We start from the raw sequence: 25,210 nt of genomic DNA on the forward strand, positions 1-25,210 counted from the left end.
AGTATCAATGTGCTATCACCCCTTTGCACTTTGTACATGACCTCTATACTCCAGAGCATTCGCCAGCGTTAATTGCGCCGGCCAGGACGACTTAAGGGACGGGGGCAAGCGATGGAGTTGCTTGGTTTGCATTTCACGACCCAACTGCCAGAGAACGGTCAGGTCATACTCAATTGTGCGCATAACCCTTTTTTGGTGTCGCTGGCCTATGTGGTGGCCTGTGCGGCCGGCTTTGCCACGCTGGACATGACCGAACGGGTCCGCCATGCAGAAAAATCCGCGACCCCACGACTCTGGCGCTGGGTCGGTGCCGGGTGTCTGGCGGGTGGTATCTGGGCCATGCACTTCATCAGCATGCTGGCGTTCCAGGTGCCGATCGAAATTCATTACCAGATGCCTGTCACCCTGATCTCACTGTTGTTCGCGCTGACGGCCTCATGGCTGGCGATGCATACCCTCAGCCATTCTCATGTGAATTTCTGGCAATACCTGCGGGCCGCGGTGTGGATCGGTCTGGGCATCGCGACCATGCACTACGTGGGCATGGCCGCCATGCGTTCGAATGCGACGGCCTATTACCACCCCGCTCTGTTTATTCTCTCGATCGTCATCGCCATTGGCGCCAGCCTGGCCGCATTGTTGATTTCCAGTCATCTGCGCGATGGCAGCGGTGTGTTTCATCAACAACTCAAATACACCGCCAGCCTGGTGCTCGGAGCCGGCATCGTCAGCATGCACTTCACCGGCATGGCGGCACTTAACCTGGTGCTGCCCGACAACAGCCTCCAGCCGCTGCCCGGCGACAACAATCACTTCCAACTGGGCGTGACGGTAGCGGTGATAACGTTGCTGATTATCGGCAGCAGCATCAGCGCGGCACTGGCGGACAAGAAGCTGCAAATCAAGGAGTCGGACCTGCAGCGAGTCAACACCCTGCTCGGTCAACTGGATCAGGCGCGTCTGTCGCTGCAACAGGTGGCGCACCACGACGCGTTGACCAACCTGATCAACCGCCGTGGTTTCAACCAGATTTTCGCCGAAAAACTCACTGAGAAGACCAACGAAGGCGGCATGCTGGCGGTGATGTTCCTCGACATCGACCACTTCAAGCGGATCAACGACAGCCTGGGCCATGACGCTGGCGACGAATTGCTCAAGGTCCTGGCGGGCCACATCAAGAGCTCGCTGCGCAGCCACGAAGATGTGGTGGCGCGCTTCGGTGGCGACGAATTCTGCATCCTCATCAGCCTGCGCGATCGCGAAGAGGCACGACACATGGCCCAGAGCATCATGCTGAAAATGAAAGAGCCCATCGAGTTGGCCGGGCGAAGCATGGTCATGACCACCAGCATCGGCATCAGTCTCTTTCCGGAAGACGGCAAGACGTGCGAAGAGTTGCTGAAAAACGCCGATCTGGCGCTGTATCAATCCAAGGGCAGTGGCCGCAACGGTCTGAATTTCTTCAGCGCCAACCTGAAAACCCGCGCCAACCTGGAGCTGCAACTGGAAGAAGAACTGCGCAACGCCCTGCGCGACGACAGCGGACTGATGCTCTATTACCAACCGATCCATGACCTGAAGACCGGCCAGGTCAGCAAGCTGGAAGCATTGATTCGTTGGCAACATCCGGTCCGCGGGTTGCTGGCACCGGATCGGTTCGTCGCCATCGCCGAGGCCAACGGCCTGATCGCCGAACTGGACAATTGGGTGCTGCGCAAAGCCTGTGAGGACCTGAGCGAGCTGTCGCGTCAGGGCTGCGAAGAACTCCATATCGCGGTGAACTGCTCGCCCCTGAATCTTTTGCGCGAGGAACTGGTCGATGAAATCGAGCATGCATTACGGGTCGCCGGGGTGTCGCCGCACCGGCTGGAACTGGAAGTGACCGAGAATGCGCTGATGGGCAACCTCGTCAATACGTTGGTACAACTGAATCAGATCAGTGCCCTGGGTGTGTCGCTGTCGATCGACGAGTTCGGCACTGGTTACTCGTCACTGGCCTATCTCAAGCGCCTGCCACTCAATACGCTGAAGCTCGATCGATCGTTCATCAAGGACATCCCCAAGGCCCCCCAGGACATGGAAATTGTCCAGGCGATTATCGTCATCGCCCACACCCTGAATTTACAGGTGATCACCGAAGGCGTCGAAACCCCCGAGCAATACGCGTTTCTCGAGCGTGCCGGCTGCGATTTCGTGCAGGGCTACCTGCTCAGTCGTCCCGTGCCGCTGGCGGAGCTGCGTCCGGTGCTGAACGAGATCAACCAGCGCAAACACGCACGCGCCTTCAGCCCTTTGAGTCTGGCTCACGATACAGCTGCACTAACGGGTCCTTATGCAAATAGCCCTGCCCATTCAGGCGCATCAGTTGCGCGGCCGATCCGTTGATTGCCGATCCCGGCAAACCCAATGAAGGTGGGGATGACATCATTTGGCCTTCCTTTCGATTAAAGATCGCCAAATGTTGGCCGATTCATCATGACAAGGGAAAAGATTCCCCCGAGTGATGCTCAGGCCAACCCCCTGACGCTTGGACCAATGACGCGCTGAAAAAAGACGCGAGAACCCATCCGTGACGGTTCGACGACAGCAGTCGTCCGACCGACCAGCTCAGGTACATGGCGCACAATGACTTCCAAAAACAATCCGGCCACTGCGATATCCGATCTGACGCTGAGCCCGGCGGCGAACAGCCCCGCACCGTCGAAGCCATTGACGCCGTCGCGCCCGTTGGCGACTCAGCAATACCTGTACTTCACCGAAACCAACACGGACCGCATCCTCGACAACCTCGACGGCCTGCGCGACATGGTGTTCCCACGCCCGCCGCACTTGGAAGGCGATAACGAACAGCACAACGATCAGGAATTCCCGTCGGTGTGCCTGATCGGTCTCGGGCGCTGCGGCTCAAACATTGCGCTGGACGTCGCGGAGCTGGTGTACAACGCGCGCAAGTTCTACCTCAACGAATTCAACAACGAAGACCGACTGTCGCCGGACAAACGCTACGCCGAAAAGGGCTATAGCCCGGCCCAGTGGATTCGCAACAACTTGCGCCTGGTGCAGAACAAGGCCACCAAACCGGTGTTCCTGGTCGAGCCGCTGGTGATGCTCGGCGACCTGGACAAAGACATCGCCGGTCGCATCCGTTTCTCGCGCAAGGGCGAAAAAAGCGGCTTCCTGCGCGACTACAGCAAAATGAAAATCATGGACTTGTCGGAAGTCCACGCCGGTGGCGCCGGTAACGCGCCGATCCTCGGCCAGTACCTGGCCAAGATCATCCTGAACAAGGACACCCAGCGCTTCTCCAGCCCGGACTGGAAGATGATTCACTCGTACCTGATCGACAGCTGCGGCATCAAGGCCAACCAGTCGCGCCTGTATTTCTCGATCTTCAGTGCCGGCGGCGGTACGGGCTCGGGCATGGCCTCGGAGTTCGGTCTGGCCCAGCAGCACTCGTACATGAACAAGACGTTCGACACCAAGCCGATGGACGAGCATGACGGCAAAAGCGGTCATTCCTTCGTCTTCGAACCGATCTTCACCAGCGGCATTTGCGTACTGCCGAACATTTCCGATCACCGCAGTGAAATGTCCGAGGCGCTGCACATCAACGCCGGTCGTCTGCTGTGCAAATACCTGTCGGAAGAGTGGGACTTCTCCTACAACTTCGCCAATGAAGACAGCAGCGAAGCCAGCGTCATGGGCCGTATCCGCCCATGGAACGCGATGATGCTGATCTCCAACGACATCATGCGTTATGCCGAAGAAAGCGATGACGGCAACATCCAGAACATCGACGTCAACGCGATGGAAAAGCACGCCAACCAGTACATCTCGCAGCAGATCTTCAACATTCTGACGGCGCAGGCGGTCACGACTGACTACGACCAGAACTATTTCCGTCGCGCCGGCATCGACATCGGCGAAACCATTCGCCTCGACGCCAACGACCTGTTCATGAGCCTGGCCGGCCCGGTGGCGATTGCCTACGCCGAATCGGTGGTGCCGGAAACGCCGCCGCCGAGCGGCGACAAGTTCAAGGTGTTCGAAAAAGAGCCGCAGCGCCTGAACATCGACGACCTGTTCTTCCGCTCCATCGACCTGCCGCACTTCAACAAGGTCACCCAGGCCATCGAAGGCATCAGCCTGTTGCCGATCGAATCCAAGCGCTATCGCGCCTCGCTGGAGCAGTACAAGAATTCCGGCTATGACGCAGCCGCGTTGCACGACCTGCATTTCTTCAAGAACTGCTCGTCGGTGGTGTCGATAGTTTCGCTGCCGAAAGACTACAAACTGTCCTACATGGACCTGAACCGGTTGAAGACTCACCTCAACAGCCTGTTCCCTAACACCACGCTCAAGCGTTATGCGCTGGTGATCGGCGCGTCGGCCAACTTGTCGCTGACCACGTTGATCGCCAAGAGCCCGTGCCTGTCGGACGACTTCCTGACGCTGATCGTGGCCTTCATCAAGCGCTGCTTCGCGAAGAACCCGTACCGCTTCGACGAAACGCTGGATAACTCGATCCTGGACTTCATCATCAATGAAGACTTCGACGAAGACCTGATCGACGAATTGCTCAACGAGTTCGAAAACCCGGCGAAGATCCTCGATACCAACTGGTATGCGATCAAACCGATGTACGAGAAGAAGTACCGTGAGCTGATCAACGACAAGGACAAGTTTGTCTCGATCAATGACATTCGCCTGTCGCGCGATTGCGTGAAGAAGGCGATCAAGTACCTGCGCGAGATCTATCGTCACCGGATCGGCAAGACCAAGGTTATTTCGCTTAATAACCATACGGGCAAGACCGCTTAACGGGGTATGCCTGAAAAGATCGCAGCCTTCGGCAGCTCCTACGGGCTGCGGTTCACATGGCACCGTGTCGCGACACTGGCCTGTAGGAGCTGCCGAAGGCTGCGATCTTTTGATCTTGACCTTATGCTCTGCTTACCAACATCCAGAAACAATTGAGCAGCCCGCAGGCCGCTCAATAAACTGTTCCCGTTACGCGCACGTCACCCTCGCCAAGACCCTTCTGTGGCCTTTCTCTACGGCAACATGCCATCACGCTACTCGGCTACACACTTTTGTCCGACAAACTCGCGCACTCATTCGGTGCAGAGATTCACTTCGTCGCCCTTTCCTGAATCAGTATCCACGGCGAAACGACCACTGCCCACAACTCCGGATCGCGTTCGAAAAGATCCAGCGCCCGCGTTTCAGACAGCTTGGCGAGCGTGTCGGCGGCCAGCCAGGCAGCCACTTTCTCGCCTTCGTCCGTCGCCACAGCCTCGGCCGCCGCGATCAAGTCCAGACCGGGATCGACCCACAATAGGGCACCCTTGGCGAAGAACGGTTCCAGCTCTTTCCAGGTAATAGATGCGGTTTCACCAAGCAGCTTGGCATAGAGGGTGCTAGGTTCTTGAGTCATGGGTCCTGTCCGGAAAAGAAATCGACGTGGATGATAACGTTGGTGGTCTGGCAGAAAAACCCGGATGCAATTGAGTCACCGATTGAAAACTGCAGGAACGCCAAGGATTGCTGGATTTCAGCTAAAACCCCCGCCGCAATTCTGTCTTTTTCTTTCAAAAAAGCGACACCCCCTGAATTTGCCCCCTGGCGCCAGCTTCCCAGGCTAACAATTGGCGCTCTACACTGTACCGGTACAGTTGCCGGGGGCATTTTCCGGAGGATATTGAAGATATCTGACCCGGTTCTGCTGCTACGGCGCCAGGACTATAAAAACTACAACAGTAAGAGTGGAGCACTATGACTAAGGCTACTAAGCAGATTTCCAAACTGTTTGCCGCTATGGTTCTGGCCGGGGTTGCCAGCCATTCGTTCGCAGCTGACACCATCAAGATCGGCATCGCCGGCCCTAAAACCGGTCCTGTAGCCCAATACGGCGACATGCAGTTCAGTGGCGCCAAAATGGCCATCGAACAGATCAACGCCAAGGGCGGCGTAGACGGCAAGAAACTCGAAGCCGTTGAATACGATGACGCCTGTGATCCAAAACAAGCTGTGGCTGTCGCGAACAAGGTCGTCAACGACGGCGTCAAGTTCGTGATCGGTCACCTGTGCTCCAGCTCCACTCAACCGGCTTCGGACATCTACGAAGACGAAGGCGTGATCATGGTCACCCCGGCTGCCACCAGCCCGGACATCACCAACCGTGGTTACAAAATGGTGTTCCGCACCATCGGTCTGGACAGCGCCCAGGGCCCTGCCGCCGGTAACTACATTGCCGATCACGTAAAACCGAAAATCGTTGCTGTCCTGCACGACAAACAGCAATACGGTGAAGGCATCGCCACCGCCGTGAAGAAAACCCTGGAAGGCAAAGGCGTCAAGGTTGCCGTGTTCGAAGGCATCAACGCCGGCGACAAAGACTTCTCTTCGATGATCGCCAAGCTCAAGCAAGCCAACGTCGACTTCGTTTACTACGGCGGCTACCACCCAGAGCTGGGTCTGATCCTGCGTCAATCCCAGGAAAAAGGCCTGAAAGCCAAGTTCATGGGTCCGGAAGGCGTGGGTAACGACTCGATTTCGCAGATCGCCAAGGACGCTTCCGAAGGTCTGCTGGTAACCCTGCCGAAATCCTTCGACCAGGATCCAGCCAACGTTGCTCTGGCTGACGCATTCAAAGCGAAGAAAGAAGACCCGAGCGGTCCGTTCGTGTTCCCGGCCTACTCGGCTGTGGAAGTGATCGCCGAAGGCATCAAGGCTGCCAAGTCCGAAGACACCGCCAAAGTGGCTGCTGCCATCCACGCAGGCACCTTCAAGACGCCTACCGGCGACCTGAGCTTCGACGCCAAGGGCGACCTGAAAGACTTCAAATTTGTGGTTTACCAGTGGCACTTCGGCAAACCAAAAACTGAAGCTTCGCCTCAGTAAGGCCTTGCCTGACTGACTGCCAATAAAGCCCACGGCGTGCCGTGGGCTTTGTTTTACGAACGTATTGGGCCGCGCTGGCGTGATCCGCCAGTCTCCCCACCTGAAAATCTCAAAACCGTCATCAGCGGTTCGCTGGCAAACCTCGCGTTCGAAGTGGATGCAGATCCACGGGGCTCGAGCGGGAAAATGACTCCACCAGTGAAATGCGTATCAGGTTTTTAGGAGCGCTGTAATGCCTGACATCTATCACTTCTTCCAACAGCTGGTTAATGGTCTGACCATTGGCAGCACGTATGCCCTGATCGCCATCGGCTATACGATGGTTTACGGCATCATTGGAATGATCAACTTCGCCCACGGCGAGGTGTACATGATTGGTTCCTACGTGGCGTTCATCGCCATTGCGGGCCTGACCATGATGGGACTCGACAGTGTTCCGCTGTTGATGACCGCCGCGTTCCTCGCGACCATCGTCGTGACCAGTGCCTACGGTTACAGCATCGAACGGATCGCCTACCGCCCCTTGCGCGGCAGCAACCGTCTGATCCCGCTGATTTCCGCCATCGGCATGTCGATCTTCCTGCAGAACACGGTTCTGCTGGCGCAAGACTCCAAGGACAAATCCATCCCCAACCTGATCCCCGGCAACTTCGCCATCGGGCCAGGTGGCGCACATGAAGTGCTGATTTCCTACATGCAAATCGTGGTGTTCGTGGTGACCCTGATCGCCATGCTCGGCCTGACGCTGTTCATATCCCGCTCTCGCCTGGGTCGCGCCTGCCGCGCCTGTGCCGAAGACATCAAGATGGCCAACCTGCTGGGTATCAACACCAACAACATCATCGCCCTGACCTTCGTCATCGGTGCCGCACTGGCGGCCATCGCGGCCGTGCTGCTGAGCATGCAATACGGCGTGATCAACCCGAACGCCGGTTTCCTTGTCGGCCTCAAGGCCTTCACCGCAGCGGTACTGGGCGGTATCGGCAGCATCCCCGGCGCCATGCTCGGCGGGATCGTGCTTGGGGTGGCGGAAGCCTTTGGTGCCGATATCTTCGGTGACCAGTACAAGGACGTCGTGGCGTTCGGTCTATTGGTTCTGGTGTTGTTGTTCCGGCCAACCGGCCTGTTGGGCCGTCCGGAGGTTGAGAAAGTATGACTAGGAATCTTAAACAGGCGTTGTTCAGCGCCTTGCTGGTGTGGGCCGTTGCCTACCCGGTACTCGGTCTGAAACTGACCATTGTCGGCATCAACCTCGAAGTCCATGGCACCAGCACTGCAACGCTGATCACCATCGCCGTGTGCTCGGTGCTGATGTTCTTGCGGGTGCTGTTCGACCAGCAGATCAGCACGGCCTGGAAATCCTCGCCCAACCTGCCGGTGATGCCGGCCAAGGCCAGTAATTTCCTGACCCTGCCGACCACCCAGCGCTGGATCATCATCGCGTTGATCGTCGGCGCGCTGGTCTGGCCGTTCTTCGGCTCCCGCGGGGCGGTGGATATCGCCACGCTGGTGCTGATCTACGTGATGCTCGGCCTCGGCCTGAACATCGTGGTCGGCCTGGCCGGCCTGCTCGACCTCGGTTACGTCGGTTTCTATGCCGTCGGCGCCTACAGCTACGCGCTGCTGTCGCACTACTACGGCTTGAGCTTCTGGATCTGCCTGCCGATCGCCGGCCTGATGGCGGCCACTTTCGGCTTCCTGCTCGGTTTCCCGGTACTGCGTCTGCGCGGTGACTACCTGGCGATCGTGACCCTGGGCTTCGGTGAAATCATCCGTCTGTTCCTGCGTAACCTGACCGAGCTCACCGGTGGCCCGAACGGCATCAGCAACATTCCCAAGCCAACGCTTTTCGGGCTGACCTTCGATAAAACTGCCGCAGAGGGTCTGCAGACATTCCACGAGTACTTCGGCCTGGAATACAACTCGATCAACAAGGTGATCTTCCTTTACCTGATCGCGGTGTTGTTGTCGCTGTTCGCGCTGTTCGTCATCAACCGCTTGCTGCGTATGCCGTTGGGCCGTGCCTGGGAAGCGCTGCGTGAAGACGAGATCGCCTGCCGTGCGTTGGGCCTGAACCCGACGATCATCAAGCTCTCGGCCTTTACCCTCGGTGCGTGCTTCGCCGGTTTCGCCGGCAGCTTCTTCGCCGCGCGTCAGGGCCTGGTGACACCGGAGTCCTTCACCTTCATCGAGTCGGCGACCATCCTCGCCATCGTGGTACTGGGTGGCATGGGCTCGCAATTGGGCGTCGTACTCGCCGCCACGGTGATGATCCTGTTGCCGGAAATGATGCGTGAGTTCAGTGAATACCGCATGTTGATGTTCGGCGCCTTGATGGTGCTGATGATGATCTGGCGTCCTCAGGGTCTGCTGCCCATGCAACGTCCTCACATGGAGCTGCGCAAATGAGCCGCGAGATCCTTAAAGTAGACAATCTGAGCATGCGCTTCGGCGGCTTGCTGGCGGTCAACGGCGTAGCCCTGAGCGTGAAAGAGAAACAGGTCGTGGCACTGATCGGCCCCAACGGCGCCGGCAAGACCACCGTGTTCAACTGCCTGACCGGTTTCTACAAACCGAGCGGTGGCAGCATCCTGCTGGACGGCGAGCCGATCGAAGGCCTGCCCGGTCACAAGATCGCCCTCAAAGGCGTGGTGCGCACCTTCCAGAACGTGCGGCTGTTCAAGGACATGACCGCGGTCGAGAACCTCTTGATCGCCCAGCACCGTCACCTGAACACCAACTTCCTGGCAGGCCTGTTCAAGACCCCGGGCTTCCGCAAAAGCGAACGCGAGGCCATGGAGTTCGCCGAGTACTGGCTGGACAAGGTCAACCTCAAGGCGTTCGCCAACCGTCCCGCCGGCACCCTGGCCTACGGTCAGCAACGTCGCCTGGAAATCGCCCGCTGCATGATGACCCGCCCGCGGATCCTCATGCTCGACGAACCGGCCGCCGGCCTGAACCCGAAGGAAACCGAGGACCTCAAGGCGCTGATCAGCATGTTGCGCGAAGAGCACAACGTCACCGTGCTGCTGATCGAACACGACATGAAGCTGGTCATGAGCATTTCCGACCACATCGTCGTGATCAACCAGGGCACGCCTCTGGCCGACGGCACGCCGGAACAGATCCGCGACAATCCTGAAGTGATCAAAGCCTACCTGGGGGAAGCGTAAATGCTGCAATTCGAAAACGTTTCCACCTTCTACGGCAAGATCCAGGCCCTGCACAGCGTCAACGTCGAAGTCCGTCAGGGCGAGATCGTGACGCTGATCGGTGCGAACGGCGCCGGCAAGTCGACCCTGCTGATGACCCTCTGCGGTTCGCCGCAAGCCCACAGCGGCAGCATCCGCTACATGGGCGAAGAACTCGTCGGCCAGGACTCGTCGCACATCATGCGTAAAAGCATCGCGGTGGTGCCGGAAGGTCGTCGAGTGTTTGCGCGTCTGACCGTAGAAGAAAACCTCGCGATGGGCGGATTCTTCACCGACAAGGGCGATTATCAGGAACAGATGGACAAAGTTCTCGGACTTTTCCCACGCCTGAAAGAACGCTTCGCCCAGCGCGGCGGCACCATGTCCGGCGGCGAACAGCAGATGCTCGCCATCGGCCGTGCGCTGATGAGCAAGCCCAAGCTGCTGTTGCTCGACGAGCCATCGTTGGGCCTGGCACCGATCATCATCCAGCAGATCTTCGACATCATCGAGCAGCTGCGAAAGGATGGCGTGACGGTGTTCCTGGTGGAGCAGAACGCCAACCAGGCGCTGAAAATCGCTGACCGCGCGTACGTTCTGGAGAACGGCCGGGTGGTGATGCAAGGCACCGGCGAAGCACTGCTGACCGACCCGAAAGTGCGCGAAGCGTACCTTGGTGGTTAAGCTTTAGCGGTAAACAAAAAACGGCCTTCGCGGGCCGTTTTTTTATGCCTGCCGCAATCTACATGACGAAGGAGATCCAGTGTGGGAGCGGGCTTGCTCGCGAATGCGGAATATCAGCCAACATTGATGCTGAATGTGAAACCGCATTCGCGAGCAAGCCCGCTCCCACAGGGTTTGTGTGGTGTCAGTCGCTATCATTAAAGCCGATCCAACGCCTCCCCACTGCGCTTGAACCACCCAATCAAATAATCCGCCAGCACTTGCGTGCGCTTGGGCAGCCCGCCCTGATACGGATGCACCAGGTACATCGGCATGCGACGGGTCTGATAGTCGCGCAGGAGCCAGCGCAAACGCCCGTCAGCCAATTCCGTTTGCAGCAGGTAGGACGGCAGACGCGCAATACCGGCGCCGGCCAGTGCCGCTTTCTTCAGCAGGCTGTAATGATTGCTGGCGAACGGCCCCGACACGCGAACCCGCAACAACTCGTGTTGCTGGTGATAAAGCCATTCTTCGCGGCCGCTGTAGTGGCTGTTGAGCAAACAACGATGGTCCGCGAGAGCTTGTGGCGTCAACGGTTCACCATATTGCTCGAGGTAGGCCGGGCTGGCGCAGGTCAGTTCGTGCCAGGCCAACAGCGGTCGCGCCACCAGACGTTCGTCATTGCCCACGTCGGAACGAACCGCCAGATCAAAACCATCGCGAGACAGATCACGGAAGCTGTTGCTGAGATCGAGCTCAATCTGCACGTCCGGGTACTTGTGGGAAAACTCCAGCAACAAGCCATCGAAGAAGGTTTCTCCCAGGGATACCGGAACCGTCATACGCACCGGACCGGCCATGTCGTCCTTCAACCGTGCCAATGCCTGACGCGCCCTTTCCACTTGCGCCACCAGGGCCTGGGCTTGCGGCAACAGCGCCGCCCCCGCCGCCGTCAGGCTCAAGCGGCGGGTGGTGCGTTGCAGCAGCACCACGGAAAACCGCGTCTCCAGCAGGCTGATGCGCTTGGACAGCTGCCCTTTGCTGCAACCCAGTTGCTGCGCCGCCAAAGTGAAACTGCCCGCTTCGATCAACACGGCGAACGCCGCCAGATCATCCATCTCGCTCATGGATTGTTTCCATTTGAAAACCAAAGGTTGCCTATTAGTGCGCTTATCCACAGAAAAAACCACTCTAGACTGAAGCCACTTTCAACACACACGAGGATCGACAGCATGAAAGTTCTTTTGATTGGCGCAGGCGGCACCATCGGTTCAGCGATCGACAAGGAATTGTCCGAGCGTCACGAGATCATTCGCATCGGTCGCAACAGCGGCGATTTCCATGTGGATATCAGCGACAGCGCCTCGATTCGCAAACTGTTCGAACAGACCGGCAAGTTCGACGCACTGGTCTGCGCCGCGGGCAACGTGACCTTCGCACCGCTCGGCGAAATGACCGAAGACAGTTTCGCCCTGGGCCTGAAAGACAAGCTGATGGGCCAGGTCAACCTGCTGTTGATCGGCCGCGAATTTGCCAACGATGGTGCCTCGTTCACCTTCACCACCGGCGTGCTCAGCCACGACCCGATTCGCAGCGGTGCCTCGGCAGCACTGGTCAACGGCGCCCTCGACAGCTTCGTGCGCGCCGCCGCGATTGAACTGCCGCGTGGTCTGCGGGTGAACTCGGTGAGCCCGAATGTACTGGTTGAAGCCATGGGCAAATACGCACCGTATTTCCGCGGCTACAAACCGGTTCTGGCAGTCGATGTGGCGCTGGCCTACGCCAAAAGCGTTGAAGGCCTGCAAACAGGTCAGACCTTCCACGTCGGCTGACACACCAAAACCCCTGTAGGAGCGAGCTTGCTCGCGATGGACGTTAACGATAACGCGTACTTTCTGAATAAACGCGGCGCTCTTGAGACCATCGCGAGCAAGCTCGCTCCTACAGGTTGTTCGACATGGAGAAATCAATACCGGTATTCGACGCAGCCAAATCAAAAGTCAGCGGGGTTGTGATGAACGGTCAGGCTGAGTAACGTGGCGGCACTTGTCTGGAGAGCCAAAGATGCGTGTTGCCCGTTCCTTAGTCCTTGTTGCCCTGCTTCCGCTGTTCGCTGCCTGCCAGTTGCTCGATGGCCCGCGTGAAAGTGCTTCCCACGTGGGCCAAACCCGAATGCAGGGTCAACTGACGGCGGCCAACGGCAAGCTGTTGTTTCAGCCCTGCAATGAGCAGCGCAGTTACGTGGTCAACGACACAGGCGGCACCAGCGTCCTGCAGGAGGCCGCGACCCTCGCCGATGCCCAGGGCAAGCTGTTCGCCGATGTACGCGGACGGATCGTCGACAGCCGCCTCGATCTGGAACAGCTGTACCGCGTCGAACGGTCGGGCACCGCATGCGCCGATCCGAATTTCAAACTGCTGATCCTGCGCGCTGCCGGCCACGGGCCGGAGTGGAACGTCAAGGTCAGCGGCAAAGGCATGGTCATCGACCGTGCGGGTCAACCGCCCTTGGCCGTACCTTATGTTGAAGAACAACTGGGTGATGGCCGCTTCAACCTCAGCACCGAAGCCAACAACCAGCACATCGAACTATGGGTCGCGCGGCAACGTTGCGTCGACAGCACCACTGGCAGTGTTCAGCACATGAGCGCCGAATTGCGCATTGATGGTCAGGTTCGACGCGGCTGCGGGTATTTCGGCGGATCGCGCGACGACTGATCGTTTAAGCCTCACGGGACTCGGCTTTTGGGGCTTATAATCGCCGCCTTCAAACGCCCTGGCGCAGTTGTGCGCCCCGCGAACCGGATCCCGTCATGTTACGAATCACTGAACTCAAGCTGCCAATCGACCATCCCGAAGAAGACCTGCGCCCTGCCATCCTGCAGCGCCTGGGCATCGCCAGTGATGACCTGCTCGATTTCACCTTGTTCAAGCGCAGCTACGATGCGCGCAAAAAGTCCTCCGAACTGTGTTTCATCTACACCATCGACCTCACCGCCACGGATGAGGCGGCGTTGCTGCACAAGTTCGCCGATGACCGTAACGTCAACGTAGCGCCGGATGTCAGCTACAAAGTGGTCGGCCAGGCGCCGGCCGATCTCGAACAACGCCCGGTCGTGGTCGGTTTCGGTCCGTGCGGGATTTTTGCCGGGCTGCTGCTGGCGCAGATGGGCTTCAAGCCGATCATTCTCGAGCGCGGCACCGAAGTGCGTCAGCGCACCAAGGACACCTGGGGCCTGTGGCGCAAAAGCGTGCTCAACCCCGAGTCCAACGTGCAATTTGGTGAAGGCGGTGCGGGGACTTTCTCCGACGGCAAGCTCTACAGCCAGATCAAGGACCCGAAATTCATCGGTCGCAAAGTCCTGCATGAATTCGTAAAAGCCGGCGCGCCGGAAGAAATCCTCTACGTCAGCAAACCGCACATCGGTACGTTCCGTCTGACTGGCGTTGTGGAAAACATGCGTGAGCAAATTCGCGCCCTGGGCGGTGAAGTGCGCTTCCAGCAGCGCGTCACCGATGTGTTGATCGAGGACGGCCAACTGGTCGGTGTCGAGCTCAACGGCGGCGAGCAGATCCATTCGAAACACGTGATTCTGGCCCTCGGCCACAGCGCCCGGGACACCTTCCGCATGCTCCACGGCCGCGGTGTGTTCATGGAAGCCAAGCCGTTCTCGGTGGGTTTTCGCATCGAGCACCCTCAGTCGCTGATCGACCGCGCGCGCCTCGGAAAATACGCCGGCCACCCGAAACTCGGGGCTGCCGACTACAAGCTGGTGCACCACGCCAAGAACGGCCGTTCGGTCTACAGCTTCTGCATGTGCCCGGGTGGCACGGTGGTGGCGGCGACGTCCGAGCCTGGCCGCGTGGTCACCAACGGCATGAGCCAGTATTCGCGTAACGAGCGAAACGCCAACTCCGGGATCGTCGTCGGCATCACCCCGGAAGTCGATTACCCGGGCGGTCCACTGGCCGGTATCGAGTTACAGGAACGCCTGGAATCCCACGCCTATGTGCTGGGCGGCAGCAATTACGAAGCGCCGGCACAGCTGGTTGGCGATTTCATCGCGGGCAAGCCGTCCACTGAACTGGGCAGCGTTGAACCGTCCTACAAGCCCGGTGTTGCGCTGGGTGATTTGGCGCTGGCCTTGCCGGCGTTCGCCATCGAAGCCATTCGCGAAGCCTTGCCGGCGTTCGAGAAGCAGATTCGTGGGTACTCGCTGCATGACGCGGTGTTGACCGGGATCGAAACGCGCACCTCGTCGCCGCTGCGGATTACTCGTAACGAGTCGATGCAGAGTTTGAACGTGAAGGGCCTGTTCCCGGCGGGTGAAGGCGCGGGTTATGCGGGCGGGATTCTGTCGGCGGGTGTGGACGGGATTCGCATCGCCGAAGCCGTCGCTCGCGACATCCTCGGCCTCGAAGCCTGACTGGTAATCACTGAAATAAAGCAGAACCTGTGGGAGCCGGGCTTGCCCGCTCCCACAAGGATTTCAGCGTCTGAACGATCTAGATATTTGCGCGTAGCACTGTAGTCGGCAACGGCTCACCGCGCTCGACACTCGCCGCCACCGCATCCATCAACCCACTCAACTCATACCCCTGCGCTTTGAGCCAGTCCTGATCGTAATAGCTGGTCTCATAACGCTCGCCGCCATCGCACAGAATCGCCACGATCGACCCCGACTCTCCCGCCACTACCATCTGCCGGGCCGCCATCAAGGCGCCGATCAGGTTGGTCCCGCTCGACCCGCCCACACGCCGTCCCAAACGCTGCGCCAGGTAATGCATGGCCGCCAGCGACAGCGCGTCCGGCACCTTGACCATCGCATCAATCACCTTCGGCAGGAACGACGCCTCGACCCGTGGCCGACCGATGCCTTCGATCCGCGAACCGTGATCCAGGCGCAGGCTGGCATCGCCGGTCAGGTAGTAATCGAAAAACACCGAACGCTCGGCATCGGCGCACAGCACGCGGGTGCAATGCTGGCGGTAACGCACGTAACGCCCGAGGGTCGCGGTGGTGCCGCCGGTGCCGGGGCTGGAAATCAGCCAGCTCGGTTCCGGGTGTTGCTCGAAACGCATCTGATGGAAGATCGATTCGGCAATGTTGTTGTTCGCCCGCCAGTCGGTGGCGCGTTCGGCATAGGTGAACTGATCGATGAAGTGCCCGTCGTGCTCGCGGGCCAGGCGCTCGGATTCGGCGTAAATCTGCGTCGGATCGTCCACCAGGTGGCTCTTGCCGCCGTAGAAAGCGATCTGCGCGATCTTCTCTTTGGAGGTGGTCGCCGGCATCACCGCAATAAACGGCAAGCCCAGCAAACGGGCGAAGTACGCCTCGGAAATCGCCGTCGAACCGCTGGACGCTTCGATCACCGGCGCACCGGGTTTGAGCCAGCCGTTACACAGCGCATAAAGGAACAACGAGCGGGCCAGGCGATGCTTCAGGCTGCCGGTGGGATGGCTCGACTCATCCTTGAAATACAACTCGATGCCCGGCAAACCCGGCAAGGGTAACGGGATGAGGTGGGTGTCGGCGCTGCGCTGGAAGTCGGCTTCGATGATGCGGATGGCTTCTCGAGCCCACTGTCGGTTGTCGCTCATGGTGGTTTTCTCGTTGAGTCGGCCTTGTCGCAAGGCTCAGCCCTGAAGCTTAGGAAAAATCCGACATCCCGCACAGATACAGCTGAGCTTCAATACGTCCGGCAACTGCTAGGCTCAGGTCCGTGTCGACCTTTCGGCTGTAACGGCATATAACAAAAAAGAATATAACTTTTGTTTTAACAACTAACGGTACGGGTTAGGGTGTGCCACCTTTTTGATAATTCGATGGAGAGCGACCTTGCCTCTGCGTAGCACTTTCACGCGTTTCTTTCAGTTGGAAGCTGCCAGCGGTCTGTTGTTGATCGCCGCAGCAGCCCTGGCCCTGATCATTAACAACTCATCGTTGTCGTGGCTCTACAACGGTCTACTGGACACCCCCGTGGTCGCCCAGATCGGCGCGCTTAAAATCGCCAAGCCGCTGCTGCTGTGGATCAACGACGGACTGATGGCGCTGTTCTTCCTGCTGATCGGCCTGGAAGTGAAACGCGAAGTTCTCGACGGACAGCTGTCGAAACCTTCGCAGGTCGTCCTGCCCGGCGCCGCAGCGATTGGCGGCATGGTCGTGCCGGCGTTGGTTTACTGGTTTTTCAACCGCGACAATCCCGCAGCCCTCGGGGGCTGGGCCATTCCGATGGCCACCGACATCGCCTTCGCCCTCGGCGTCCTAGCCCTGCTGGGCAAACGCGTGCCAGTGTCGCTGAAGCTGTTCCTGATGACCCTGGCGATCATCGACGACCTCGGCGCCATCATCGTCATCGCGATCTTCTATTCCGGCGCACTGTCGACCCTGTCCCTGGCACTCGCTGCGGCCTGCATCGTGGCGCTGATTGCGATGAACCGGCTCGGCGTGGTCAAGCTCGGGCCCTACATGATCATCGGTTTGATCCTGTGGGTGTGCGTGCTCAAGAGCGGTGTTCACGCAACGCTGGCCGGCGTAACCCTGGCCTTCTGCATCCCGCTGCGCACGAAAAACGCCGAGCCTTCGCCGCTGCTGACCCTGGAACACGCCCTGCACCCGTGGGTGGCCTACGGCATCCTGCCGCTGTTCGCCTTCGCCAACGCCGGCCTGTCCCTGAGCGGCGTGACCGTCGAAAGCTTCACCCACCACGTGCCGATGGGCATCGCGGTCGGCCTGCTGCTGGGCAAGACCCTCGGCGTGTTCGGCTTGACCTGGCTGGCGGTGAAAATCGGCATCGCCGCCCTGCCCCAAGGCGCCAACTGGGGTCAGGTGCTGGGCGTGGCGATCCTCTGCGGGATCGGCTTCACCATGAGTTTGTTTGTCGGCTCACTGGCATTTGTGCCGGGCGCCAGTGAGTACGCCGGGATGGACCGGATGGGGATCTTGACCGGTTCGATATTGGCGGCGCTGATCGGGTATGCGGTGACGGCGGCGGCGAGTCGCAAGAGCGCACTTCAACGGGTTTAGCTAAAACATGCTTTGGTCATCGAGATAATCATTTAACGAATGAGGAAACGGATGTTTCCTCATTCTTTCATCCGCAATTGCCAGGGCATCTACGGTGGGCAGGATCATGACACTTGGGTTCGGCAAATACTGGCTGCCCCGTATGTTCGACGTCTGACAGATATCACCCAGCCTGAACTTATCGAGATGACTCGAAGGGTCATGGAAGATGAGGGACCGGAACATGCCACCTACTTCTGGCTGGAAATGTTGGCGCTCAATATTCCAGACCCTCTAATTTTCGATCTGATTTTCCATCCGGGAGAGTATTTTGTGATGGAGACAATAAGCGAGGGCTGACACCGGAGCAGGTAATCGAGATTGCTTTGAAGGGTAGAGATACGCCAGATCGGGAATGATCGGACACCTCCATCAACCTGTGGGAGCGAGCCTGCTCGCGAAAAACGTCTGGAGAATGCGTTCATTCAGACAGCACGCGTTATCGTTCACGTCCATCGCAGGCAAGCCAGCTCCTACAGGGGAACGCGTACACCTGAAATCAGGTCGGCTGGCAGGCCGCCTCGCGGTGCTGTTGCGGTACACGCCCCCTCGAGAGGCCGAGTGGAGGTTCTGCGCAGTGGGCAACCCGGCATGGATGCCGGGTTAGCCGCGCACGGCCATGGATGGCCGATCGCGGCGGGCCCACGGAGCAGGACCGGAGCGAGGGCATGGCGAGCCTAGGCGAGCCACCGAACGAAAGGGGCAAAAGCGCTTGGTTACTTGGCGCTTTTCCAAGTGACCCGCTGTAAAAGCGGAACCGCCAGCGGCCGTTACCGAAGCAACGGATATGTACTCAATCAAATCGGCGTTCTTGCTTTTGTGTTCCCCGAGATTCCGTGAAGAACCAAATAAAAACCCCGACCAGTCACCTGATCGGGGTTTTCTTTTACCCGTTCCCGCTTAGTGCGAAACGCGGCTAGTCCCATCAACAGTAGCAATCCGCACCCGCTCACCCACACGGAACACTTCATTCTCCTGAACCTGCTGCACATAGGCGCGCATGCTGCCGTCGTCTTCGCGCACAGTGATTTCCACGCCCTGAGCACGGGTCAGGCCTTCTTCAGTGGCCGAACCAATCAGTCCGCCCGCAACGGCGCCGATGACCGCCGCAACGATACTGCCGCGACCGCCGCCGATGGCGCTGCCGCCAACACCGCCCACTGCTGCACCAGCGAGGCCGCCGATAGGGGTCTTGGTGCCTTCGATTTTCACCGGACGCAGGGATTCGATGGTGCCCATGCGAACGGTCTGCACACGACGCGCTTCGTCACGAGAATAGGAGTCACCGGTCAAGCTCGATTGGCAGCCAGTGAGCAACATCGCCATCGTGGAAAAGGAAGCAACCAGCAGAACAGACTTACGCATAGCATCAACTCCAAAGGACAGGCATTCATTAAACTCCGCAGCTTGACGCCTGTCACGACGTGGCCCGGATAAAATTGGTTTGATTCAGGCCAGGTACAGGCGCCTCCACGAACTCAGCACACAGTAGCGGCAAATGGCGGAAGCTGCGCCGCTGAACCAGGGATTGTCATGGATTACTTCATCATTGTCGTCACCACTGTCGCCGGCCTGTACTTCCATGGGTGGTTGTACGTACGGATCAAACGCTGGATGGACCGCGACCTGGCGTTAGCCTTGGCTGGTGACGACGAGCATAAGAAAGTCTTCATGCTCCAGCAACTGGCGAACGCTCAGGCGCAGAAGATCAAGCGTCGGGACCTGCCTCAGTGGCTGGAGGCCGCTGCGGCAGGCTATCCCGGTCGGTAGACTGCTTAGGGTGCCAGACGTTCAAGAATCCAGTTGGCGCCCTGCGAGCGGTAGTTGAGGCGATCGTGCAGACGGCTCGAACGGCCCTGCCAGAATTCGATGCGCTCAGGCAGCAGACGATAACCACCCCAGTGCTCGGGGCAATGAGGCTGTGTATCGCTGAAACGTTGCTCGGTGTTCTTGAGCAGCGCTTCCAATTCGGCGCGATCGGCGATCACGCGGCTCTGCGGTGAAGCCCAGGCGCCAAGACGGCTGCCCAGCGGCCGGACCTGGAAATAGGCATCGGACTCTTCAGGCGTGACCTTCACCACCCGACCTTCGATGCGCACCTGGCGCTCCAGGGCCGGCCAGAAAAAGGTCATGGCCGCAAATGGGTTCAGGGCCAGGTGCTCGCCCTTGGCGCTGTCGTAGTTGGTGAAGAACGTGAAGCCGTGTTCGTCCAGGCCCTTGAGCAGCAGAATGCGGCAATGCGGCCGACCGTCCTGGTCGACGGTGGCCAGGGTCATGGCGTTGGCTTCCACCGGCGCCTGCTCGGTTTTCACCGCGTCGGCAAACCACTGATGGAACAGCGCGAACGGCTCGGCCGGGGCTTGTGCCTCGGTCAGGCCATCTCGGGTGTAGTCGCGACGCATATCAGCCAGGCCCTGGGTCATGGCATATTCCTTTTGGTTAATGAATCACTTTTTCACAGCATCGGCGGCAACGACTTTCTTGTCAGTTGCTGCGGCTTTGGCCGGCGCGGTCTTTTTAGCCGGCGTCGCAGTTTTGGCCGGTGCCTTCTTGGCGGCGGCTTTCTTGGCCGGCGCTTTTTTCGCGGCAGGCACAGCGGCTTTCTTCGCGGCAGGTGCCGGGGTGACCGGCGTGGCCACTGGCTTGACGTCCTGGGCCGCGACCATTTTCACTGGCGCCGGGGCTGGCATGTTGTACTTGCTGAGCAGCGCGACCATGGTGTTTTGCGGAGTCACCAGCAGTTCAACGCGACGGTTCAAGGCACGGCCTTCAACGCTGTCATTCGCCGCACGCGGGGCTTCGCCGCCCATGCCGCGCAGCATCAGACGATCACGCTGCAGACCGCTCAGGCGGAAGATCGCGGCCACGGCTTGTGCACGTTCCTGACTCAGTTTTACGTTGGCCGGTGCGGTGCCCGAGGTATCGCTGTGACCCAATACCAGCACGGCGGTCTTCGGATCGAGTTCAAGAATTTTTGCCACGCGAGTGAACGGGCCGAGGGTCACCGGCAGCAACATCGCCGGACGGTCGGGGTTGAACGAGCCGTCTACCGGCGCGGTGACCACCAGCACGTTTTCACGGCGCTCGAGTTGCAGGTTGCTGTCCTTGATCGCCGTGCGCAGGCGCGGTTCGTAATCATCGAGCCAGGCTTGGGTCACTTTAGGGTCGGGCATCGGCACGACTTTAGCGGGGGTCTGCTCTTTGCCTCCGAACGGCCAGTACCAATGGCTGGAGCTTTCAGCCTTGGCAACCGGGGCCGCAGCGACTGGTTTCACAGGTGTCGGCGCGGGAGCCGGCTCTTTCGCCGCGACCTTGTCGGAGGAACCGAACGGCCACCAGTTGCCGCCATCCGAATCATTTTTTGGAGTCTGCGCACAACCGGTGACTGCGACACACAGGGCCAAAGCGAGGGTGGTTTTATTGAATGACATTGGAAATCCACAAAAAAGAAGTCATAAAAAAACAGGCCGGCATGACCCGGATAAACAGACGCTTGGAAAACATAAAGGCCTTGGGGTTCCGGCCCTGGAACCCGTGAGCGCGTTTTACAGACAAGTGGCCAGCACCCGCGCCAGCTTTTGCGCGCGCGGATCCATCAAGACATAAGGCCCCAGTGTATTTGTCACAAAACCGAAGGCGACATCGTGCTCCGGGTCAGCAAAACCGATGGAACCGCCCGCGCCCGGATGGCCAAACGCCCGTGGGCCGAGGCCATAAGTGGCGTTAGGGACGTCCGGTTGATCGAGCATGCAACCCAGGCCGAAACGGGTTTGGGTCAGTAAAGTCTTGTCTTCGCCGAGGCAGTGCTCGCGGGTCAGCTCGTCGAGCATCTCGCTTTCCAGCAGGCTTCCGTCGAGCAGTCCGGCGTAGAACCCGGCCAGGCTGCGGGCATTGCCGTGGCCATTGGCCGCCGGTTGCTGCATGCGCCGCCACTCGGGTTTGTTGGTGCTGGTGAGGACCGACGGCGGGTTGGTGAATGCTCTCGTGGTCATGGCCGTCGGTTCGCGCATCGTCACTTGCAGCAAGCGCTGGGCAGCGGCATCGCCGACATTGCCCTTGCCACGGGCGATGTGCGCCACGCGATGGAACTCTTCATCCGCCAGACCGACATGGAAATCCAGCCCCAACGGTTTGGCGACGCGGGCCACGATGGACTCGCCCGGCCCGCGACCGTCGGCACGACGCAGCAACTCGCCGACCAGCCAGCCATAAGTGATCGCGGCATAACCGTGACCGGTGCCCGGCGTCCACCACGGCGATTCGGCGGCCAGGGCATCGACCATGGCTTGCCAGTCGTAAAGCGCTTCCGGCGCCAGCAACTCGCGCAGTGCCGGCAGACCGGCCTGATGGCAGAGCAATTGACGCAGGGTAACGGATTCCTTGCCGGCGGCAGCGAATTCGGGCCAGTAGCGGGCAACCGGGGCATCCAGTTGCAGCTTGCCTTCGGCCACCAGTTGCAGGGCGGTGACGGCAGTGAAGGTCTTGGTGCAGGAGAACAGGTTAGCGATGGTGTCGCTGTGCCAGGCCTCATGGCCATCCTTGTCGGCGGTGCCGGACCAGAGGTCGACAACGGTTTCGCCACCGACCTGAATGCACAGCGCTGCGCCACGTTCCTGGGGATCGTCGAACAACGCGGCGAACGCCTCACGCACCGCTTCGAACCTGAGTTCGTAATGACCCTGAATCTGCACCCGCTACTCCCTTGGACAAACGCTTACAAAGTGGTCCGCATTGTTCCAGCCATTGATGGTTTTGGGAACAGGGTTGGGCTGGGCGGTCGGTTTGCCCGTGGAATTGATCAGAACCCTTTGTGGCGAGGGAGCTTGCTCCCGTTGGACTGCGCAGCAGGCCCTTTTTTTGGGGCCGCTTCGCAGCCCAGCGGGAGCAAGCTCCCTCGCCACAGGGATATCAGCGATTAATGGCCATTCCCGGAATGCCCACCCGCCTGCCCGGTGCCCTTCCCCGGGCCTTTGCCGGCTTCAGCTTTTCGCCCGCCTTCGGCGTCATGGCTGGCTTTATCCGCTTCAGCCTTGGCCTTCTCGGCCTCTTTATCCAACTGATCAACGGCCGCCAGGTTGCTCTTGCGCACACTGTCGACAAAGCCCTGAAACGGCAGATCGGTAATACCCACCAGACCAAAGTGTCCGTTCTCGCCATCCAGCAAACGGCCGGTCACGGGTTGATCGAGGTACTGGAACCAGTGCACGCCAACAATCGACGGCTCACTGAGCGCCTGTTTCAGGAAGTTGGCGTACGCCGGGCCGCGATCTTCTTCCCTGGCCAGTTGCGTCACGCCGCCCCAGAACGGGCCGCGATCGGCCGAGCCGAAGTTGAATTCGGTGATCAGCACCGGCTTATCCAAGCTGCGCAGTTTGGCGAAGTCGTAACCGTCCTGCGGTTGCAGGGTGTACATGTTGAAGCTCAACACGTCGCAATACTGTGCGCAGGACTCGACCGCTTCCGGGGTGCTGATGGCAAAGCGGCCGCCCAGCAGCAGTTGATTTGGCGCGTGCCACTTCAGCGAGTCGGAGATGGTTTTGAAGTAGGTGTCGGCGAAGACTTTCTGGAAGTATTTGAAGTCGGCCTCGATTTCCGGGTGCTCGGCGCTTGGCAACGGCGGCACGAAGCCCGGGTCCTCCATCAATTCCCACGCCGGCAAGTCGATGCCCCAGGCTTTGGAAAGGCCCGCCTGATTGCGGTATTTGTCGCGCAGTTGCTTGAGGAACGCGCGTTTGGCCGGCACGTCCGTGGTCATTTTCAGAGTGCCGTAGGCCAGGGCGTAGCGGGCTTTCGGGTCGTCACCGGGGCCGGCCCAGGCCAGTTCATTGTCGGCGAAATAACCGATCAGCCAGGGGTCGTCGCGGTGGTCGCGGGCGGCGATGGCCACGGCACGTTCGGTTGCCATGGCGAAACGCGGATCGAACGGGTCGGGCATGCCGCCCCACCAGTCGGTGCCGGTGCTGATGCTGGCGTAATCGCCGACGATCGACAGCGGCAAGGTGTAGGGCACGCGATCAGCGTTGGCCAGTGCCGGAGCGCTCCAGTTGCCGAGGGTGTTGAACCCCCAGGCTTGCAGGCGATCCAGGGTGTGACTGGCCCAGCGTTGTTCATCAATCACTGCTGTGCAGGGCTCGGCGGGTTTCTGCTCTGCGGCTTTTTCGACCGTTGCCTCAACCGCATTGGCCTTGGCCGCTTCGGCGACACCGGCCTTGGTGTCGCTGCCCAGTGCGCAAGGGGCGCCATACAAACGCTGCAGGTTGGCGCCATAGAAGTCGTACCAGCGACCGGCGTTATAGGCTCGGCCCTGATCGACGCCATTGCCGCCACGGTTGTCGCCTTCGCCAAAGTGACTGGCCAGCGGCTCATCGGGTTTTGGCAGCGATTCGAACATCCACTCGCGGCCGGCGATGTAGGTCTGGTTGACGTCCGGGGTAACGGTGTTGACTCCGAGCGAATAAAACGGATGCCCTTCCGGCGTCACCAGGTACCAGCGACCGTCACGTTTCTCGGTGCGGAAAAAACCGCTGGCCTTGAACGCCGGGCCTTTTATCCAGCCACCGAATTTGTCCAGCGACGACTTCTCGCGCTCGGCCAGCCAGGTTTTGGTTTGTTGCTGTTCCTTGGCGGCGGTGCTTTTGAGTTGCTCGTCGCTGCTGACCTTTTCCGGCCATTTGGTTCGGGTCGATTGTCCGAAAGCGTCCACCAGGCCGCCATAAACGGCTGGGGTCACGGCCTCGCCGTCCTGCACGCCAAAGCGCTCAAGCAGAATGCTCTGCGCGACTTTCGGCTGATCCATCGACAAGGTCACCGACACCACCTGGCTGCGATCCAGTTCACCGGCGCTGCTGGCCAGCAGGATGCGTTGACCGTCGACGGTCATCGGCATCGGCGGCCCGGCCTTCATGCCCAGGCTCAGCGGCGAAGTGGCGACCAATGGCACCAGCAGCGTTTGCGCAGGACCGGCAGGCAAATCGACGCGACTGATCAGCGTCTTGCCATCGTTGCTCTGGATTTTCACGTAGAGGGTCACGGCCCAGTTCATCGCACTCTGGATCCGCAGGCTCATCATGCCCGACTGCGACCAGTCCCAGGCACCGGTCTGCGGGGTCAAACGCAGGGTTGGCTGGGTAACAGGGTTGAACGTCACCCGGCGCAGCACTTCGCCTTCGGCCGTTTGCTCCGCATTGGATTGCGGCAGGCTGGCGTCCTGAGTCGCCACCTGGACCACGTCGGCGGGGCGCACAAAGTTGAACAGCGTCTGCTGGCCTGCGGGAGCGGCGAGCAAAGGCGTGGTGAACAACAAGGCAAAAACAGCAGGCAACGAGCGGCGAATCATGAGAACGAAAATCTCCCTAACGACCAACAATGGCCAGTGGAAAAACGATGG

Annotated in this window: 22 protein-coding genes; 13 read left to right on the plus strand and 9 right to left on the minus strand. The window is 59.7% G+C overall.

All coding sequences use genetic code 11. From position 1 onward, the window contains the following. Positions 1-111 precede the first annotated feature (111 nt). Positions 112-2,385, plus strand: a complete 2,274-nt coding sequence (locus tag ACYZTL_RS09310) for a putative bifunctional diguanylate cyclase/phosphodiesterase (protein ID WP_461951542.1) — start codon at positions 112-114, stop codon at positions 2,383-2,385. 240 nt (positions 2,386-2,625) lie between these two features. Further along, a complete protein-coding gene (locus ACYZTL_RS09315) occupies positions 2,626-4,821 on the plus strand; it encodes a hypothetical protein (protein ID WP_461951543.1) in 2,196 nt (731 codons plus the stop codon). A gap of 310 nt (positions 4,822-5,131) precedes the next feature. Here ACYZTL_RS09315 and ACYZTL_RS09320 read toward each other — a convergent pair whose 3' ends face one another. Both ACYZTL_RS09320 and ACYZTL_RS09325 read right to left on the minus strand, forming a co-directional pair. Continuing rightward, complete coding sequence (locus ACYZTL_RS09320; protein ID WP_461951544.1) at positions 5,132-5,437, minus strand: DUF2288 domain-containing protein; 306 nt, start codon at positions 5,435-5,437, stop codon at positions 5,132-5,134. Further along, positions 5,434-5,595, minus strand: coding sequence for a hypothetical protein (locus ACYZTL_RS09325; RefSeq protein WP_461951545.1), 162 nt, complete (start codon positions 5,593-5,595; stop codon positions 5,434-5,436). The genes ACYZTL_RS09320 and ACYZTL_RS09325 overlap by 4 nt, the downstream gene beginning before the upstream one ends. 180 nt (positions 5,596-5,775) lie before the next feature. Between ACYZTL_RS09325 and ACYZTL_RS09330 the strand changes: the two genes are divergently transcribed. The 5 genes from ACYZTL_RS09330 to ACYZTL_RS09350 all read left to right on the plus strand — a co-directional run bounded on the left by ACYZTL_RS09330 (position 5,776) and on the right by ACYZTL_RS09350 (position 10,778). After that, complete coding sequence (locus ACYZTL_RS09330) at positions 5,776-6,903, plus strand: branched-chain amino acid ABC transporter substrate-binding protein (RefSeq protein WP_461951546.1); 1,128 nt, start codon at positions 5,776-5,778, stop codon at positions 6,901-6,903. Between the two features lie 232 nt (positions 6,904-7,135). Beyond that, the gene (livH, locus tag ACYZTL_RS09335) at positions 7,136-8,059 is read left to right on the plus strand and encodes a high-affinity branched-chain amino acid ABC transporter permease LivH (RefSeq protein ID WP_461951547.1); all 924 of its coding nucleotides are present in this window, start codon (positions 7,136-7,138) and stop codon (positions 8,057-8,059) included. Then, complete coding sequence (locus ACYZTL_RS09340; RefSeq protein WP_461951548.1) at positions 8,056-9,312, plus strand: high-affinity branched-chain amino acid ABC transporter permease LivM; 1,257 nt, start codon at positions 8,056-8,058, stop codon at positions 9,310-9,312. The genes livH and ACYZTL_RS09340 overlap by 4 nt, the downstream gene beginning before the upstream one ends. Then, entirely contained in the window at positions 9,309-10,076 is a 768-nt protein-coding gene (gene livG / locus ACYZTL_RS09345) for a high-affinity branched-chain amino acid ABC transporter ATP-binding protein LivG (RefSeq protein WP_048393925.1), read from the plus strand. The genes ACYZTL_RS09340 and livG overlap by 4 nt, the downstream gene beginning before the upstream one ends. Further along, positions 10,077-10,778: an ABC transporter ATP-binding protein gene (locus ACYZTL_RS09350; RefSeq protein WP_095054074.1), complete on the plus strand. Its 702-nt coding sequence runs from the start codon at positions 10,077-10,079 to the stop codon at positions 10,776-10,778. It abuts the gene before it with no gap. A 197-nt stretch (positions 10,779-10,975) separates the two neighbouring features. On the opposite strand, the gene ACYZTL_RS09355 is transcribed toward ACYZTL_RS09350, so the two are convergent. After that, the gene (locus ACYZTL_RS09355) at positions 10,976-11,884 is read right to left on the minus strand and encodes a LysR family transcriptional regulator (protein ID WP_461951549.1); all 909 of its coding nucleotides are present in this window, start codon (positions 11,882-11,884) and stop codon (positions 10,976-10,978) included. A gap of 105 nt (positions 11,885-11,989) precedes the next feature. Here ACYZTL_RS09355 and ACYZTL_RS09360 point away from each other — a divergent pair, with 105 nt between their 5' ends. From ACYZTL_RS09360 to ACYZTL_RS09370, 3 genes are all read left to right on the plus strand, one after another. After that, positions 11,990-12,589, plus strand: a complete 600-nt coding sequence (locus ACYZTL_RS09360) for a short chain dehydrogenase (RefSeq protein ID WP_461951550.1) — start codon at positions 11,990-11,992, stop codon at positions 12,587-12,589. 232 nt (positions 12,590-12,821) lie between these two features. Then, entirely contained in the window at positions 12,822-13,475 is a 654-nt protein-coding gene (locus ACYZTL_RS09365) for a COG3650 family protein (protein WP_461951551.1), read from the plus strand. 95 nt (positions 13,476-13,570) lie between these two features. Continuing rightward, positions 13,571-15,184 (plus strand): NAD(P)/FAD-dependent oxidoreductase, encoded by a 1,614-nt coding sequence (locus ACYZTL_RS09370; protein WP_461951552.1) that lies wholly within the window; start codon positions 13,571-13,573, stop codon positions 15,182-15,184. A 79-nt stretch (positions 15,185-15,263) separates the two neighbouring features. On the opposite strand, the gene ACYZTL_RS09375 is transcribed toward ACYZTL_RS09370, so the two are convergent. Beyond that, positions 15,264-16,358, minus strand: coding sequence for a PLP-dependent cysteine synthase family protein (locus ACYZTL_RS09375; protein ID WP_461951553.1), 1,095 nt, complete (start codon positions 16,356-16,358; stop codon positions 15,264-15,266). A gap of 238 nt (positions 16,359-16,596) precedes the next feature. On the opposite strand from ACYZTL_RS09375, the gene nhaA reads away from it, so the two are divergent. Next, a complete protein-coding gene (gene nhaA / locus ACYZTL_RS09380) occupies positions 16,597-17,784 on the plus strand; it encodes a Na+/H+ antiporter NhaA (protein WP_461951554.1) in 1,188 nt (395 codons plus the stop codon). 51 nt (positions 17,785-17,835) lie between these two features. After that, complete coding sequence (locus tag ACYZTL_RS09385; protein ID WP_461951555.1) at positions 17,836-18,123, plus strand: hypothetical protein; 288 nt, start codon at positions 17,836-17,838, stop codon at positions 18,121-18,123. Positions 18,124-18,723: 600 nt separating this feature from the next. Here ACYZTL_RS09385 and ACYZTL_RS09390 read toward each other — a convergent pair. After that, a complete protein-coding gene (locus ACYZTL_RS09390) occupies positions 18,724-19,188 on the minus strand; it encodes an outer membrane lipoprotein (RefSeq protein ID WP_017336812.1) in 465 nt (154 codons plus the stop codon). 168 nt (positions 19,189-19,356) lie between these two features. Between ACYZTL_RS09390 and ACYZTL_RS09395 the strand changes: the two genes are divergently transcribed. Beyond that, positions 19,357-19,593, plus strand: a complete 237-nt coding sequence (locus ACYZTL_RS09395) for a hypothetical protein (RefSeq protein WP_017336811.1) — start codon at positions 19,357-19,359, stop codon at positions 19,591-19,593. Positions 19,594-19,598: 5 nt separating this feature from the next. Here the strand turns inward: ACYZTL_RS09395 and pdxH are convergent, their stop codons facing one another. The 4 genes from pdxH to ACYZTL_RS09415 form a co-directional block, all read right to left on the minus strand. Continuing rightward, positions 19,599-20,246 (minus strand): pyridoxamine 5'-phosphate oxidase, encoded by a 648-nt coding sequence (gene pdxH / locus ACYZTL_RS09400; protein ID WP_461951556.1) that lies wholly within the window; start codon positions 20,244-20,246, stop codon positions 19,599-19,601. 24 nt (positions 20,247-20,270) lie between these two features. Then, entirely contained in the window at positions 20,271-21,254 is a 984-nt protein-coding gene (locus ACYZTL_RS09405) for an OmpA family protein (protein ID WP_461951557.1), read from the minus strand. 114 nt (positions 21,255-21,368) lie between these two features. Continuing rightward, positions 21,369-22,514: a serine hydrolase domain-containing protein gene (locus tag ACYZTL_RS09410; RefSeq protein ID WP_461951558.1), complete on the minus strand. Its 1,146-nt coding sequence runs from the start codon at positions 22,512-22,514 to the stop codon at positions 21,369-21,371. 224 nt (positions 22,515-22,738) lie between these two features. Beyond that, positions 22,739-25,159, minus strand: coding sequence for a beta-galactosidase (locus tag ACYZTL_RS09415; RefSeq protein ID WP_461951559.1), 2,421 nt, complete (start codon positions 25,157-25,159; stop codon positions 22,739-22,741). Positions 25,160-25,210: the final 51 nt, after the last annotated feature.

Source organism: Pseudomonas sp. LB3P81 (assembly GCF_054897965.1).